The following is a 14,951-nucleotide window of genomic DNA, read 5'->3' as shown; positions in this document are numbered from 1 at the left end:
CTCGGCGAATGAGCCTGTTTGGATCACCTTCTGTTACCGCTTCATGTGGTGCCGGTGACGCCGGCGGCGGGCGAGGGGGGCGCAGGGAGCCACTGAAGAAGGCAGCGGTAGAGCTCGTCCGGGGCCACGGGCTTGCCCAGGTGATCGTTCATGCCTGCGGCCAGGCAGCTCTCGCGGTCCTCGTCGAAGGCATTGGCCGTCATGGCGATGATGGGCAGCGCGGGGCCCAGCGTCGAGCGGATTCGGCGGGTCGCCTCCAGCCCGTCCATCTCGGGCATCTGCATGTCCATCAGCACCAGGGCATGGCCGCCTTGCAGGGCCTTGTGCACCGCCTGCGCGCCGGTGGCCGCGAGGTCCACCTGCAGGCCGGCGCTGGTCAGCAGCTCGGTGGCCACTTCCTGGTTGACCTCGTTGTCTTCGGCCAGCAGCACGGTGAACCCCGGGGCCCGCTGACGCAGCAGATCGAGCAGCTGGGCCCGGTCTGGCGCTGGATCGAGGCGGCGGCGCATGTCCTCGGCACAGAGCGCACGGGCCAGCGTGTCGTGCAGGGCCGAGGGGGTCACCGGCTTGGGCAGCACGAGGGTCGGCAGCCCGGCCTCGTCCAGGGCCCGCCGGGCGTCGTCCTCGTCGAAGGCTGTTACCAGGATGCTGGGGGGCAGGGCGTGGGCCATCTCACTGCGCAGGGCCTGCAGGGTGGCGATGCCGTCCATCCCCGGCATGCGCCAGTCCACCAGCAGCACGTCGTGGGGCTGCCCGGCCCGCATGGCCACCACGGCGCGCTCGACCGCATCGCTGCCATGGGTGCTTGCGTCCACCGTCAAGCCCATCAGCGAGAGCTGTGCGCTCAGGGCCTGGCGGGCCTCGTCCAGATCGTCCACCAGCAGGGCGTGCAGCGATGGGCGCGGCAGGCTCGGTGGCTCGCCCAGCGGGGCGCTGGCGCGCGCCAGGCGCGCCGTGAACCAGAAGGTGCTGCCCTCGCCCTCGGTGCTCTCCACGCCGGCTTCGCCACCCATCAGGCGGGCCAGATGGCGGGTCAACGCCAGGCCCAGGCCGGTGCCGCCGTAGCGCCGCGTGGTGGAGCTGTCGGCCTGTTCGAAGGCCTCGAACAGATGGCGCTGCTGGGCCAGGCCGATGCCGATGCCGGTGTCGGTGACCGCAAACCGCAGCAGCAGCGCGCCATCCTCCTCGCCCTCCAGCTCGGCCCGCAGGCGAACCCAGCCCCGCTCGGTGAACTTCACCGCGTTGGACAGCAGGTTGATCAGGGCCTGGGCCAGGTGCTTGGGGTCGCCACGCAGCTGGGCGGGCAGGTGGTCGGTGTCCACGATCAGTTCGAGCCGCTTGGCCGCCGCGGCGGCGCCCACCACCGAGGTGACCCGGGCGATCAGGGCGTCGCGCGCGAAGTCCACCTGTTCGAGCTGGAGCTTGCCGGCCTCGATCTTGGAAAGGTCCAGGATGTCGTTGATGACCTGCAGCAGGTGGTGGGCCGCCACGTCGATGCGGTGCAGACGGTCACGCTGGTGCGTGTCCTGCAGGTCGCGCTCGATCAGGTGGGTCAGGCCGATGATGGCGTTCATCGGGGTGCGGATCTCGTGGCTCATGTTGGCCAGGAAGGCGCTCTTGGCCCGCGTGGCGGCCTCGGCCTGGTCGGCCCGCTGGGCCAGGGCCTGGTTGGCCCGGGCCAGTTCCTGCTCGGTCTGCTTCAGGCGTGAGACATCGGTCACCACCACGATGAAGCCCCGCACCTCGTCGCTCATGCGGTGCGGCACATAGGTGCCCAGGGTGTGGACGGCGGTGCCGTCCGCGCGCGTCAGGGTGCGCTCCAGATCCTGGCGCTCGCCCCGCAGGGCGGCCTCGACGAAGGATTGGTTGCGGGTCAGGAACGCCTCGCCCAGCACCTCGCGCATGGTGTGGCCGATCACCGCCTCGGCCGGCCGGCCCATCCAGTCCAGGTAGGCCTGGTTGGCGAAGCGGCAGCATTGGCTTTGGTCCCAGTAGGCGATCATGCTGGGCACGCTGTCAGCCAGGCGACGCAGGAACTGCTCGCCGCGGCTGAGGGCTTCGGCCAGGCTCTCGGCCCGTTGGCGGGCCAGGGTCAGTTCGGTGATGTCTGTGCAGGCGGCCATGAAGCCGGCATCGGGGATGTCCGGCCGGCGGTCCGGCACCCGCACCACCAGGAAGTGGCCACGGTGACCATCGTGGCGGGTGAGATCAAGCTCGTCCTGCACGGTGTCGCCAGCCAGGGTGCGTTCGATCTGCCGTTGCTGCTGCTCGCGCATCGACGGCCCCATGACCTCGTCGTAATGGCGTCCGATCAGACCGTCGCGCGGACTGCCGAACCACTCGGCAAAGGCCCGGTTGGCAAAGGCCAGCCGCAGGTCGCGCGTCCAGTAGGCCAGCAGCGTGGGCTGGTGGTCGCTCATCAGCTGGGCGAAGGATTCCAGTGCGAGCTTGGCCTGCAGGGCTGCGCTCAGTTCCTGCGTGCGCTGGGCGACCAGGTCCTCCAGGTGGGTCTGGTGGAGCTTGAGCTGCAGGGCCTGCTGACGCAGCTCGGTCACATCGGTGAAGGAGACCACGGCCCCCACGGGCAACGGCTCGTGCGGCTCGAACAGAGGCTCTACATTGGTGCTGATCCAGCGCAGAGGCTGGCCGGGCCGGGTGATGCCCAGCAGACGGTCCCGCTGGGCCTGGCCGCTTTCCAGGGAGACCTGCAGCGGGTTGAGCGCGTCGGGCAGGGGACTGCCATCCAGCTGGACCAGCTGGAACCCGGGCTGCGCCAGGATGGAGTCGGGCCCTGGCTCGGCCGCTGGGCCCAGCAGCTGCACGGCCGCAGGATTGCTGTCGAGCACCCGGCCTCGCGCGTCGCAGACGAAGACGCCTTCGGCCATGGCGGACAAGGTCGAGCGCATGCGGCTCTCGCTCTGCACCAGGGCCCGTCCGGCTTCGCGCCGCCGCTGCTCGGCCCGCAGGGCACCCAGGCACAGGCCGCAGAACAGCAGCCCGGCCACGGCTACCGAGAGCAGGCCGATCTGCCGCAGGTGCAGCGTGCGCTCGGCGTCGGCGGCACGCACCTCCGCACTGAGCGTGTCCAGGCGGGTGCTCAGGTCATGCATCAGCTGGCGGGCCTGCAGTTCCTGGTCGGCCTGGGCCGACTGCCCGCTGTTCCAGATGGTCAGCAGTTCCTCGACGATGGCCTGCAGGGCGCGGGTCTCCTCGGTGCTGTGGCTCAGCTGGGACAGCGGGGCGAGCTCCTCCTGGGCCTGGCGCAACAGGGCCCGCCCCTGCTCCTGCTGCCAGGGGCTGTCCGGCGCTCCGCCCAGGCGCAGGTGCATGGCGCCCAGGAAGAGATCATCGGTGGCCCGCTTGATGTGCAGCAGGCTGTTCGTGGTGCGATGGGCCTCGTTCTGCTGGGCGCGGTCCAGCAGCAGCAGGGTGACCATGACCGCGATCGCTCCCAGCACGGTGGCCAGCAGCCACCGGCGCCCCGCCGTGGTGGCCAGGTCGTGGGGGGTGCTGCGACGAGAGGGCAGGGACGGTTCGAGGGACGTCATGGGGATGTCGGGAGATCCTCGGGGCCCAGGCCGAAGCGGGCCAGCAGGTCCAGATGAGCGGGGCTGCCCAGGTAGCCGGCCAGGGCCTGGTCGATGGCATCGGCCAGCGCGGTGTCGGTCCGGCGCAGGGCCAGGGCGACCTGCTCGGTCGGCGTGCCGGGGCCCATGGCGGGGCGGGCGGCCAGGCGCCCCTCCGAAGACAGGGCCATGGCCCGCACCGTGGGCAGCGACAGGGCCAGGGCGCTGGCCTGCCCCAGCAGCACGGCCGTCTGGCCACTGCGGGCATCGGCCACCGACAGCAGGCCGGCCTCCGGCACCCGGCGTTGACGGAACAGCGTCTCCTCGGCCGAGCCCTGCAGCACCGCAATGCGGAAGCTGGCGCTGGGCTGGACCGCCGAGTAGTCCAGGGTCAGCGACCGGCTCGACAGGGTCAGCCAACCGGGCCGTACCCGCAGGGTGGGGCGGGAAAAGCGCAGCAGGCTGGACCGCTCCGGGGTGATGAACATGCCCGCGGCGATCAGGTCGAAGCGATCGGCCAGCAGGTCGGGAATGAGGTGGTCGAAGCTGGTGAGGATCCACGCCGTGCGCAGGCCCAGATGCCGGGCCACGGCGCGCGCTACCTCCGGCGATTCACCGGTGGGCTGCCCCAGGGGATCGAGCAGTGCATAGGGGGCTTCCAGCGCGTAGCCGACGCGCAGCACGCCGGCTTGTCGCACGCGGGCCAGGGAGTCGTCCTGGCCCAGGTACTCCCACCAGGCCACGGCGCCGCCCGTGGCCAGCACGGCGAAGGTTCCCAACAGAGCTCGTCGTCCGATGCGCGGCATGTGGATCTTGGGCGCTGGGCACAGCGCCTGGGTCTTGGGGGACGCGGCGCCGACCGTCGGCTGCAAGGGCCTGGTCTCGGACGCCGGCCACCCAGGGGTGGCTCATGACCGAGTCTGGGCCGTCAGACGGGGGCTGCGCAGGGGGGGCCTCCTCTATCGGGGGGATGTCCTGCGCGTTCATCGCACATGTGATGCGGCCGGGCCACGAACAGCCTCACTTCTGGCGCGGTTTCTGCTTGGTGGCTGCTGCAACTGCGGACCGGGGGCGCCCCCGAGGCCGCGGTGTGCGGAATGTGGCCAAGCCGACAAGAAGAAGACCCTGCCCATGTCACGCCCGCTTCTTCCCACCTGAAGCGTTGCGCCGGTCCGGCGGCTCCTGTCATGACCTCTTCTTCCTGGCCTTTCCTGCTGTGGCGTCTGGCGCTGACTGCGGCACACCGGGATCCGCCCGGCATTCCCGCGCAGGAACGACCCGCCTGGGCCGAAGTGGCGCTGGGCCTGTCGCTGCAGCCCCTGTCACCCGAGCAGGGCTGGGCCCTGCTGGCCGAGGGCCTGATGGCGCCGCAGCCCGGGCATTTCGTGCAGGCCTTGCGCGAGGGCGGGGTGCTGCGCCAGTGGCTGCCCGAGGTGAACGCCTTGTTCGGCGTGCCCGAGCTGTGCGACCTGCCCACCCCGGTGGATGCGGGCGAGCACCTGCTGGCCCTGCTGAGCGAGACCGCGCGGGCGGACGCGCCCTTGTCCGTGCGCCTGGCCGCGCTGCTGGTGCCCCTGGGCAAGCCTGGCAGCCCGCGCGAGATCTGGCCCAGCCACTACAAGCACGAGCAGCGCGCCCAGGCGATCGTGGACGACCTGTCGACCCGACTGGCCTGGCCCGGGGCCACGCTGGACCTGGCCCGCCTGGCCATCGACGAGATGGAGCGGGTGCACCGGGCCAGCGACCTGCGGGCCGGCGCCATCACGGCCCTGCTGGAACGGCTGGACGCGCTGGGGCGGCCCGAGCGCTTCGAGGACCTGCTGCTGCTGTGCACCTGCGACTTCGCGGCCTACCCCGGCCATCGGCCGCAGGACTACCCCAAGGCCGAGCGCTTGCGCCGGGCGCTGGCCGCCTGCCGCGCCACCCCGGTGGCCGGTCTGGATGCCGAGGCGGCCCAGCTGCGCCGCGCCCAGGCCGTGCACCAGGCCCTGAGCGGCGGCCTGACCGCCACCCTGCCTCCCCAGTCCTGAGATCGGAGCCCCCCATGTACGCCAAGGCCCTGTTCGACATCGTGCACACCAGCGGGCAGCAGGCGCTCAAGCTGGTGGTGGCCCTGGAAGGCGGGGCCGACGAGCTTTTCGCCAGCCCCAACACGCTGGCCGCCATCGAGGACCACCTGCTCAACGTGGCCACCACCCTGGCCCACCTGCCGCCGGTGGTCATGCTGCGCCTGCCCCAGGTGGACTGGACCGGCTGGGGGGCGCTGCTGCAGGCCCTGCGGCAGCGCGACCCGCAGCGCCGCGACATCGTCTGGTACGCCGTCTGCGGTCTGTTGCCCGCCACCCTGGTGCTGCTGGACCAGCTGCGAGCCCAGGAGCCCGACTGGTTCGAGATCCAGTACTGACCTTGGCGGAGGCCGCGCCCTCGACCCCCGCCTGGACGCTGGCGCCGGCGCAGCCGGCCGACCGTGCCGCACTGGCGGCGCTGATCGACACCGTGCTGGCCGCCAGTCCGGCCCTCACGCGGGCCCAGCAGGCCCTGCTGCGCGCCCATGCCGAAGACCACCTGCACGGCTGGCTGGATGCCGCCCAGGCCGGCGGGGTCAGCTGCCACCTGCTGGCCCGCGGTCCGCAGGGCGAGGTGGTGGGCATGGTGCTGGTGCGTGAGCACTGGCAGCTCTGCAGCCTCTATGTGGCGCCGGACTGGCAGGGCCGGGGCCTGGGCCGTGCCCTGGTGCAGGCGGCCTGGCGGGCCAGCCACGGCCGCACCGACCGGCCGCTGCTGCGCCTGGTGGCGGCGCCCGGGGCCGAGGGCTTCTACCGCCGCCTGGGCTTCCGGACGGTGCGCAGCCTGCAGGCCCTGCCGGAGGGCTTTGTGGCGATGGGACGGCCGCTGGACGGTGGCGATCCCTTCACATGAACATGCGAGACTGTTGGCCCGCTGCGCCAGCCCGGTGCGGCACCGTGCTGATGCCTCGCCGTGACCTCTGCTGAATCGCCTGTTGCCACCCCCGAAGACGCCCTGATGTTCGAGCTGGCGCCGGTTTCGCTGTGGCTGGAGGATTTCAGCGGCGTGGCGGCCCTGTTCACCCAGTGGCGGGCCCAGGGCGTGAGCGACCTGCGCGCCTGGCTGCGTGCCGACCGTTCGCGCGTGGCGGTCTGCACCCGCGCCATCCGGGTGCTGCGGGTCAACCGCCGCACGCTGGACCTGTTCGGCGCGGCCAGCCAGGACGAGCTGCTGAGCCAGCTGGGCCGCGTCTTCCGCGACGACATGCTGGACCACCACATCGAGGAATTGGCCCAGCTCTGGGCCGGTGCGCTCAGCTACACCAGCCAGACCGTCAACTACACGCTGGACGGCCGCCGCCTGGACGTGGCGCTGCAAGTGCGGGTGCTGCCCGGCCATGAGCAGGACTGGGCCCGGGTGCTGTTCTCGCTGGAGGACATCAGCGCCCGCGAGCAGGCCCTGCAGGCCCGCCAGCACAGCGAGCGCTACGCCCAGGGCCTGTTCGAGCACTCGCCGGTCTCGCTGTGGGTGGAGGACTTCAGCGCCGTCAAGCGCCTGATCGACGACGTGCGGCTGCAGGGCATCACCGATTTCCGCGTCTTCACCGACGTGCATCCCGAGTTCGTCGAGCGCTGCATGGCCGAGATCCGCGTCGTCGACATCAACCGGCAGACCCTCACCCTGTTCCGCGCGCCGGACAAGGCCACGCTGCTGCACCGCCTGCCCGACATCTTCCGCGACGAGATGCGACGACCCTTCACCGAGCAGCTCATCGAACTCTGGGAGGGCAAGCTCTACCAGCAGCGCGAGACGGTGAACTACGCGCTGGACGGCGAGATGCTGCATGTGCACCTGCAGTTCGCGGTGCTGCCCGGGCATGAGCACGACTGGTCGCTGGTGCAGGTCTCGCTGACCGACATCACCGCCCGCAAGAAGGCCGAGGCCTATCTGGAGTTCCTGGGCAAGCACGACGCGCTGACCCGGCTGCGCAACCGCTCCTTCTTCGACGACGAACTCAACCGCCTGGAGCGCAAGAACGTGCAACCGGTGGCCCTGCTGCTGCTGGACCTCAATGGCCTCAAGCAGATCAACGACGAGCAAGGCCACCGCGCGGGCGACACCCTGCTGCGCCGCGTCGGTGAGGTGCTGAGCCAGGCGGTCGAGGCCCCGTCCACGGCGGCCCGCATCGGCGGTGACGAGTTCACCGTGCTGATTCCTGGCGGCGACCAGGCCGCGGCCGATGCGCTGATCGCCCAGCTGCAGGGCCTGGTGGACATCAACAACCAGTTCCATGCCGGCACGCCGCTGGCCTTTTCGGTGGGGGTGGCCATCTCCCGACCGGGCGAGCGGCTGGAGGCTGCGCTGCACCGGGCCGACAAGCAGATGTACCAGCAGAAGAAGGCCTACTACGAAGGCCTGCCGCACGACCGCCGCGGCCAGGACGCCACGCCGGGCTGAGCTTCGTCCCCGCCTGCCGCAGGGGCTTGCGTCAGATCAAGCCGGGGCAGGGGGCGCGCCACCAGACTTGCCGGCTTGGGCGGGCCAACGGGGGTCCGCGCGGAGCGTTGTCGATGAACACCCCCCACGCGGCCGCCGGCGGGCCGCAGGACTTCTACCAGGATCTGCACCGGGCTTTTGACGCCACGCTGGCGCTGCACCAGGGCCGGCCCGATCTGCTGCCCGCCCTGCTGGTCCAGGCCTTCGACAGCTTCCATGGCAATGTGGCCATCCAGTGCGAGGACGAACCCCCGCTGGCCTGCCACCGTGGCTGCGCCACCTGCTGCACCCTGCGGGTGACGGCCACCGTGCCCGAGGTCATGCTGGTGGCGCGCTTTCTGCGCGCGGTGCAGCCGGCCCTGCAGGCCCGCGGCATCGACCTGGTGGCCCAGCTGCGTGAGGCCAACACCCAGACCGAGGGCCTGGACGAGGCCCGGCGCGTGGGCCTGCGCCAACGCTGCCCCTTCATCGCCCAGGGCGTCTGCGTCATCTACCAGGTGCGGCCGCTGGCCTGCCGCGGCCATGCCTCGCACGACGTGAAGGCCTGCGTGGACGCGGCCCGCGGCGCGCGCGACGAGGTGCCCTACAGCGCCGGCCACCACCTGGTGCGCGCGCTGGTGCAGAACGCGCTGCAATCGGCCCTGCGCGAGGCCGGCCTGCCCTGGGGCAGCGTGGAGCTCAACCAGGGCCTGCTGCTGGCGCTGGACACGCCCGAATCCGAGGCCCGCTGGCTGGCCGGCGAGGACGTGCTGGCCGCTGCCGCGGTGCATGAGGTGCCGGCCGAGGAGATGGCCGCCGCTTTCGACCGCCTGCGCCCGCATTGAGCGCGGTCCCGGGCCGCAGACGCCAGGGTTCCCCCGGAGGAGTCGGCCGCTGGCGCCGACCTAGCATGCTGGCATGGACAAGCTCGATGCCTCTACCCTGCGCGCGAGCCTGGAAGAACTGCCGCACTGGCAGCTGGAAGAGGGAGGCCTGGCCATCCGCCGCAGCCTCCGCTTTGCCGATTTCAACCAGGCCTTCGGCTTCATGACCCAGGTCGCCCTCCATGCGGAGCGGCACGACCACCACCCGGAGTGGTTCAACGTCTACAACCGCGTGGACGTGCGCCTGACCACCCACGACGCCGGCGGCGTCTCCGGCAAGGACCTGGCCCTGGCCCGCCACATCGACGCGGTGCATGCCGCGCTGACCGGGGGCCAGCCATGAAGACCCAACTCCCCCCGGTGCGGCCCGAGCCGCCCACCCTGCACGGCCTGGCCGCCGGCGAGGCGGGCCGCCCGCACAGCGCCGACTGGACCATCCCCCAGGACTGTGCGGCCTACACCCCGGCCGAACACGCCACCTGGGCCACCCTGTTCGAACGCCAGTGCCGGCTGCTGCCCGGCCGCGCCTGCGACGCCTTCCTCAAGGGCCTGGACGCCCTGCCCATCGCGCCCGACCGCATCCCCGACTTCGAGGCCCTCAGCGACGTGCTGATGAAGGCCACCGGCTGGCAGGTGGTGGCCGTGCCCGGCCTGGTGCCCGACGAGGTCTTCTTCGACCACCTGGCGCACCGGCGCTTCCCGTCCGGCCAGTTCATCCGCCGGGCCGACCAGCTTGACTACCTGCAGGAGCCCGACGTCTTCCACGACGTCTTCGGCCATGTGCCGATGCTGATGAACCCGGTCATGGCCGACTACATGCAGGCCTATGGCGTGGGTGGGCTGCGGGCCCAGCGCCTGGGCATGCTGGCCGAGCTGGCCCGGGTCTACTGGTACACGGTGGAGTTCGGCCTGGTGATACAGCCCGAGGGCCTGCGGCTCTACGGCGCGGGCATCGCCTCGTCCTACAGCGAAAGCCGCTTCTGCCTGGACGACCCCTCGCCGCACCGCGTGCGCTTCGTGCTGGAGCGGGTCATGCGCACCCGCTACCGCATCGACGACTTCCAGGAGTGCTACTTCGTGCTGCAGGACCTGGATGAACTTCTGGCGCTGGCGCGGGTCGACTTCGGGCCGGTGTATGCGCAGGTGGCCGGGGCCCAGACCTTCGAGCCCGGTGCCCTGCAGCCCGGCGACACCGTGCTGCACCGCGGCACGGGCGCGTACCATCGCGACCGCCGCCCGCCGCACTGACGCCGCCCCGGGCGGCGCCGGCAGCAGGTCCGGGCGGCGCACGGAGCAGGCATGAGGCAAGGGATCGGTGAAGGCGCCCGCGGGCGTGGATGGGGCGGGCGCACAGGGCTGACCGGTGCACGGGCCCTGCTGGGCGCGTGCTTGCTGGCCGCGGCCACGGTGGCCAGCGGGGCGCCCGCGGCCGCATCCCCGGCCCCGAGCTCCGCAGCCGCTGCGTCCCCGGCGCCGCAGGCCCTGACCCTGCCCCGCCCCGAGGGCCCGCGCCGCGTGCTGCTGGCCGTGCCCGCGCATGCGCCGGCCGGCCCGCGCCCGCTGGTCATCCTGCTGCACGGCCATGGCGGCTCGGCCGCCCAGACCCTGGCCCAGGAGCGCACGGCCGCCCCCTTGTCGCAGTGGCTGGCCATCGGCCAGCGCGAGGGCCTGCTGGTGGCCGCCCCTGACGGCCTGGCCGGCGGCGACCAGAAGTCCGGCTGGAACGACTGCCGACGCGACACCCAGACCAACCCCACGTCCGACGACGTGGGCCTGATCAGCGCCCTGATCGACGAGGCCGTGGCCCACCATGGGGCCGACCCGGCGCGCGTCTACCTGATGGGCATGTCCAACGGCGGCATGATGGCCCTGCGCTACGCGATGGAGGCCGGCGACCGCTTGGCCGGCGTGGCCGCGGTCAGCGCCTCCATGGCCACCGACAGCCGCTGTCCGTCGATCAAGGCGCCGCTGTCGCTGCTGATGGTGGGCGGCACGGCCGACGGCATCGTCCCCTGGGATGGTGGCCCGGTGGGCAAGCGGCAGGAAGGGCGCCGCGGCCGGGTGATCGGGGCCGAGGCCACGGTGATGCGCTGGCGCGAGCGCGACAGCCTGTTCGGCGAGCCGACGCGCAGCGAGTCCTTGCCCCACCGCGATCCGGCCGATCCCACCCGCGCCCAGCGCACCGTCTGGGGCGCCCAGCCCGGCGGCCTGCAGATCGAGCTGCTGCGCATCGATGGCGGTGGCCATGTCGAGCCCAGCGTGGCCCACCGCGTCTCGGCGGCCTACAGCCTGCTGGTGGGCCGCCAGAGCGGCGATCTGGAGGTGGCCGACGAGGCCTGGGCCTTCTTCCGCGAGAAGCGGCGCGGCCTGAGCCGCTGAGTCACCACAGGCCCGGCGGGACCGGACTTCGATCCGTGTTCGCTATGTTGTAAACAATACAACGTGACCGGCCCGATGTCGTGTTGTCAACGCCTTCCGGGGCGTCATGAACGCAGCAGCAGGCCGGTCTTTCCGAGGGAGAACTGGCCTCTGGTGTGATCTCTTGAGGTGGATCGTTATATTGGTATGTATATTGCGCTTCCTCGGTGTCCCCACACTTCACACGAGAGGAAGAGTTCCATGCAGCACCCGAGGATCCTGAACGCCGTGGCCGCGGCCATCGCGCTGACCTTCGGTCTTCACGCCGCGGCCCAGGACGCCGCCACCCCGGTCTTCACGCTGGGCCAGATCAGCGTGGTGGGCCAGACGCCCGCCAGCCCGGCGCTGGCCACCGACACGCTGGATGCCCAGCAACTGCAGGACTTCAGCAAGGACGGCCTGGCCGATGCGCTGAACCTGGTGCCCGGCGTGGCCAGCACCGCCGGCTCGGGCCGGCGCAACGAGGCGCTGATCAGCGTGCGCGGCTTCGACCGCTGGCAGGTGCCGCTGCTGATGGACGGCATCCGCCTGTACCTGCCGGCCGACAACCGCATCGACTTCGACCGCTTCCTCACGCCGGACCTGGCCGAGATCCAGGTGTCCAAGGGCTATGTCTCGGTGCTCAACGGGCCCGACGGCATGGGCGGTGCCATCAACCTGGTGACCCGCAAGCCGGTCAAGCCCTTCGAAGCCGAGGCGCGCACGTCGCTGCTGCTGGGGGGCTCGGGCCAGTACAACGGCAGCACGCTGTACGCCAATGTGGGCACCCGCCAGGAAGGCTACTACCTGCAGGCCAGCGCCGAGCAGCGGGTGGTGGACCAGTGGGCGCTGTCGCACAACTACCTGCCCACCGCCTACGAGGACGGCGGCGACCGCGACCACAGCCACAAGCGCGACTGGCGGGTCAACCTCAAGGCCGGCCTCACACCCAATGCGGTGGACGAGTACTCGCTGAACTTCGTGACCCAGAGTGGCAAGAAGTCCCAGAGCGGCTCGACCGAGGCCGCGGACAGCCAGTGGTGGGACTGGCCCAAATGGGACACCTGGAGCCTCTATGCGCTCACCCGCACCGAGCTGGCATCGGGTTGGGAGCTCAAGACCAAGCTTTACTACAACGCCTTCGTCAACGACCTGCTGGCCTACACCGTCAAGACCGGCGCGCAGAACTGGATCAGCCACTACGACGACAACGCCAAGGGCGCCAGCGCCGAGCTGGGCACCACCGTGCTGCCGCAGCAGACGCTCAAGGCCGCGCTGCACTGGCGGCGCGACGACCACAGCGAATGGCAGACCACCTACGCCACGGACTTCACCGAACCCAAGCAGAACACGGTGGAGGATGTCTATTCCGTCGCGCTGGAGGACAGCTGGCGCTTCGCCCCTGGCTGGCAACTGGTGGGGGGCCTGAGCCGCGACCAGCGCAAGACCCTGGAGGCCCAGGAATACGCCAGCGGCACCGGCCTGTTCGATCAGCCCACCGCCGACAGCCATGCCACCAACGGCCAGGCCGCGCTGCTGTGGCAGTACCGGGCCAGCGGCAAGCTGCATCTCTCGGCGTCGGACCGTACCCGCTTTCCCACCATGTTCGAGCGCTTTTCCTCGCGCTTCGGCGGGGCCATCTCCAACCCGGGGCTGAAGCCCGAGCGCGCGCTCAACCTGGAGCTGGGCATCGAAGACGATCTGAGCCCAGGCTGGCATGGCACGGCCACGCTGTTCCACAGCCAGGTCAAGGACGCCATCCAGTCGGTCAACATCGACTACAACGGCAGCACCTACAGCCAGAGCCAGAACGTGGGCGAGGCCACCTACCGGGGCCTGGAGCTGGCGTTGAGCGCCACCCTCACACCCACCCTGGCCTGGGGCGGCAACTACAGCTACGTGGTCACGTCGCTGGACAACCCCAACGACGACACGGCCCGCCTGACCACCACCCCGCGCAACAAGGCCTTGTTGTGGGCACGCTGGCAGCCCACGCCCGAGTTGAGCGTGATGCCCAACCTGGAATATTCCGGCGCCCGTTGGTCCAGCGCCGCCACAGGCAGCGGCTACACCCGCTTGGGCGCCTACCCGCTGTGGGGGCTGAAGGCGGCGCTGCAGCTCACGCCGACGGTGGAGTTCTCGCTGGCCGCGCGCAACCTGCTGGACCGCAACTACGCCACCACGGCCGGCTACCCGCAGGAAGGTCGCAACTTCGTGCTGACGGCGCTCGGGCGTTTCTGATCGGAGGCCACCCATGACATCCACCTCACGATGGACCCGCCGCGACTGGCTGCGCGGCCTGGCCGCGGGCCTAGCCGGCGGCACCGGTTGGGCCCAGGGGGCCGAGCCGGGCGCCGGCATCGGCGCCGGCACCGTGGTCGTGCTCACCAGCTATGCCGAGGAACTCAGCGTGCGCTACCAGGCGCTGTTCGAGCGCCTGCACCCCGGCACGCGGGTGGAGATCCTCTGGCGTCAGTCGGCCGACGCCCTGGCCTACCTGCGCCGCAGCCGGGGCGAGGTGGATGTCTACTGGGCGCCCGCGCCCGGCAACTTCAGCGCGCTGGCGGGCGAAGGGCGCTTCGCCCCGCTGCAGGCCACGCGGCGCGAAGGTCGGGCGCTGGCCCATGCGGTGGCCGGCCGGCCCATCGACGACCTGCAGGGTCGCTACGCCGCCTTCGAGCTGGCCGGCTACGGCATCGCCTACCACCCGGCGGCGGTGCGGCGGCTGGGTCGGCCAGCGCCCCGGGACTGGGCCGATCTGGTCCACCCCGCCTACGCTGGCCAGATCCAGATCCCCATCCCCGGCCGGATCGGCTTTGCCCCGGTGCTGATCGAGACTCTGCTGCAAGGCTCTGGCTGGGACGCGGGTTGGGCCCTGCTGGCCGCGCTGGGTGCCAACGCCGACTTCGGCGCCGCCAGCGATGCCAGCCCCGGGCCCGACCAGGTGGTCAGCGGCGCGCGCGCGGCGCGGCTGACGATCGACTTCTTCGCCAACCAGGCCATCGCCGGCGGCGCGCCGCTGGCCTTCGTCTACCCCCGGCGCACCGCCTACAACCCGGCGCAGATCGGGGTGCTGGCCGATGCGCCGCACCCGGTGCTGGCCCAGGCCTTCGCGGCGCTGTGCCTGTCCGAGCCGGGTCAGACCCTGCTGCTGCACCCGGACGTGCGCCGGCTGCCGGTGCGGCCGGGCCTCTATGGCGCCCATCCGGACCTGCCGGCCCGGCCCTTCGCCCCCGGCAACCTGGCCTACGACGGCAGCCTGACCCGCGAGCGCAACGGCCTGGTGGCCGCGCTGTTCGACCTGGCCCTGGTGCAGCGCCATGGTGAGCAGGCGGCGCTGTGGGCGGCCCTGCACCGGGCGGAGGCCGCCCGTCCGGGCGCCGGGGCGCTGCGCGAGGCCCGGGCCCTGCTCAGCGCCCCGCCGGTGTCACAGGCTCAGCAGGACGATCCGGCGCTGCGCCAGCGCTTGGCCTGGCCCGAGCGCCGTCCCGGTCAGGACGAACCCGCACCCGACCCGGCCCGCGGCGTGCTGCTCGCCCACTGGGCGGCCGACCGCGACGCGCGGCTGCAGGCGGCACGGCAGATCCTGGCGCGCGAGCCCGCGGCCGGGCTGGCGTGAGGG

The 14,951-nt window shown here is 71.7% G+C and carries 12 protein-coding genes; 10 read left to right on the top strand and 2 right to left on the bottom strand.

Annotated elements, in window-relative coordinates:
- Nucleotides 1-41: 41 nt before the first annotated feature.
- Nucleotides 42-3,548 carry a response regulator gene (locus tag M0L44_RS11470; protein WP_252769843.1) on the bottom strand — a complete coding sequence of 1,169 codons (3,507 nt, stop codon included), beginning with the start codon at nt 3,546-3,548 and terminating at the stop codon, nt 42-44.
- Nucleotides 3,545-4,345 carry a transporter substrate-binding domain-containing protein gene (locus M0L44_RS11465; RefSeq protein ID WP_252769842.1) on the bottom strand — a complete coding sequence of 267 codons (801 nt, stop codon included), beginning with the start codon at nt 4,343-4,345 and terminating at the stop codon, nt 3,545-3,547. Before M0L44_RS11465 ends, M0L44_RS11470 begins: the two co-directional genes overlap by 4 nt.
- A 408-nt stretch (nt 4,346-4,753) precedes the next feature.
- Here M0L44_RS11465 and M0L44_RS11460 point away from each other — a divergent pair, with 408 nt between their 5' ends.
- The 10 genes from M0L44_RS11460 (at nt 4,754) to M0L44_RS11415 (ending at nt 14,948) form a co-directional block, all read left to right on the top strand.
- Nucleotides 4,754-5,596 (top strand): hypothetical protein, encoded by an 843-nt coding sequence (locus tag M0L44_RS11460; RefSeq protein ID WP_252769841.1) that lies wholly within the window; start codon nt 4,754-4,756, stop codon nt 5,594-5,596.
- A 14-nt stretch (nt 5,597-5,610) separates the two neighbouring features.
- On the top strand, nt 5,611-5,970 hold the full coding sequence (locus M0L44_RS11455) for a hypothetical protein (RefSeq protein ID WP_252769840.1): 360 nt from the start codon (nt 5,611-5,613) through the stop codon (nt 5,968-5,970).
- A 2-nt stretch (nt 5,971-5,972) separates the two neighbouring features.
- The gene (locus M0L44_RS11450; protein WP_252769839.1) at nt 5,973-6,485 is read left to right on the top strand and encodes a GNAT family N-acetyltransferase; all 513 of its coding nucleotides are present in this window, start codon (nt 5,973-5,975) and stop codon (nt 6,483-6,485) included.
- A 105-nt stretch (nt 6,486-6,590) separates the two neighbouring features.
- Nucleotides 6,591-8,030 carry a sensor domain-containing diguanylate cyclase gene (locus M0L44_RS11445; RefSeq protein ID WP_252770041.1) on the top strand — a complete coding sequence of 480 codons (1,440 nt, stop codon included), beginning with the start codon at nt 6,591-6,593 and terminating at the stop codon, nt 8,028-8,030.
- A 113-nt stretch (nt 8,031-8,143) separates the two neighbouring features.
- A complete protein-coding gene (locus M0L44_RS11440) occupies nt 8,144-8,893 on the top strand; it encodes a YkgJ family cysteine cluster protein (RefSeq protein WP_252769838.1) in 750 nt (249 codons plus the stop codon).
- Nucleotides 8,894-8,966: 73 nt separating this feature from the next.
- Nucleotides 8,967-9,275 (top strand): 4a-hydroxytetrahydrobiopterin dehydratase, encoded by a 309-nt coding sequence (locus tag M0L44_RS11435; protein WP_151122625.1) that lies wholly within the window; start codon nt 8,967-8,969, stop codon nt 9,273-9,275.
- Entirely contained in the window at nt 9,272-10,180 is a 909-nt protein-coding gene (gene phhA, locus M0L44_RS11430) for a phenylalanine 4-monooxygenase (protein ID WP_252769837.1), read from the top strand. The genes M0L44_RS11435 and phhA overlap by 4 nt, the downstream gene beginning before the upstream one ends.
- A gap of 51 nt (nt 10,181-10,231) precedes the next feature.
- Entirely contained in the window at nt 10,232-11,311 is a 1,080-nt protein-coding gene (locus tag M0L44_RS11425; RefSeq protein WP_252769836.1) for a CE1 family esterase, read from the top strand.
- 240 nt (nt 11,312-11,551) lie between these two features.
- Complete coding sequence (locus M0L44_RS11420) at nt 11,552-13,570, top strand: TonB-dependent receptor plug domain-containing protein (RefSeq protein WP_252769835.1); 2,019 nt, start codon at nt 11,552-11,554, stop codon at nt 13,568-13,570.
- Between the two features lie 13 nt (nt 13,571-13,583).
- Entirely contained in the window at nt 13,584-14,948 is a 1,365-nt protein-coding gene (locus M0L44_RS11415) for an ABC transporter substrate-binding protein (RefSeq protein WP_252769834.1), read from the top strand.
- The last annotated feature ends 3 nt before the right edge of the window (nt 14,949-14,951 follow it).

This window comes from Ideonella oryzae, from assembly GCF_024055665.1.
In the GTDB taxonomy this organism is placed as follows: Bacteria; Pseudomonadota; Gammaproteobacteria; order Burkholderiales; family Burkholderiaceae_C; genus Ideonella; species Ideonella oryzae.
This window is presented reverse-complemented; position numbering and strand designations above follow the sequence as displayed.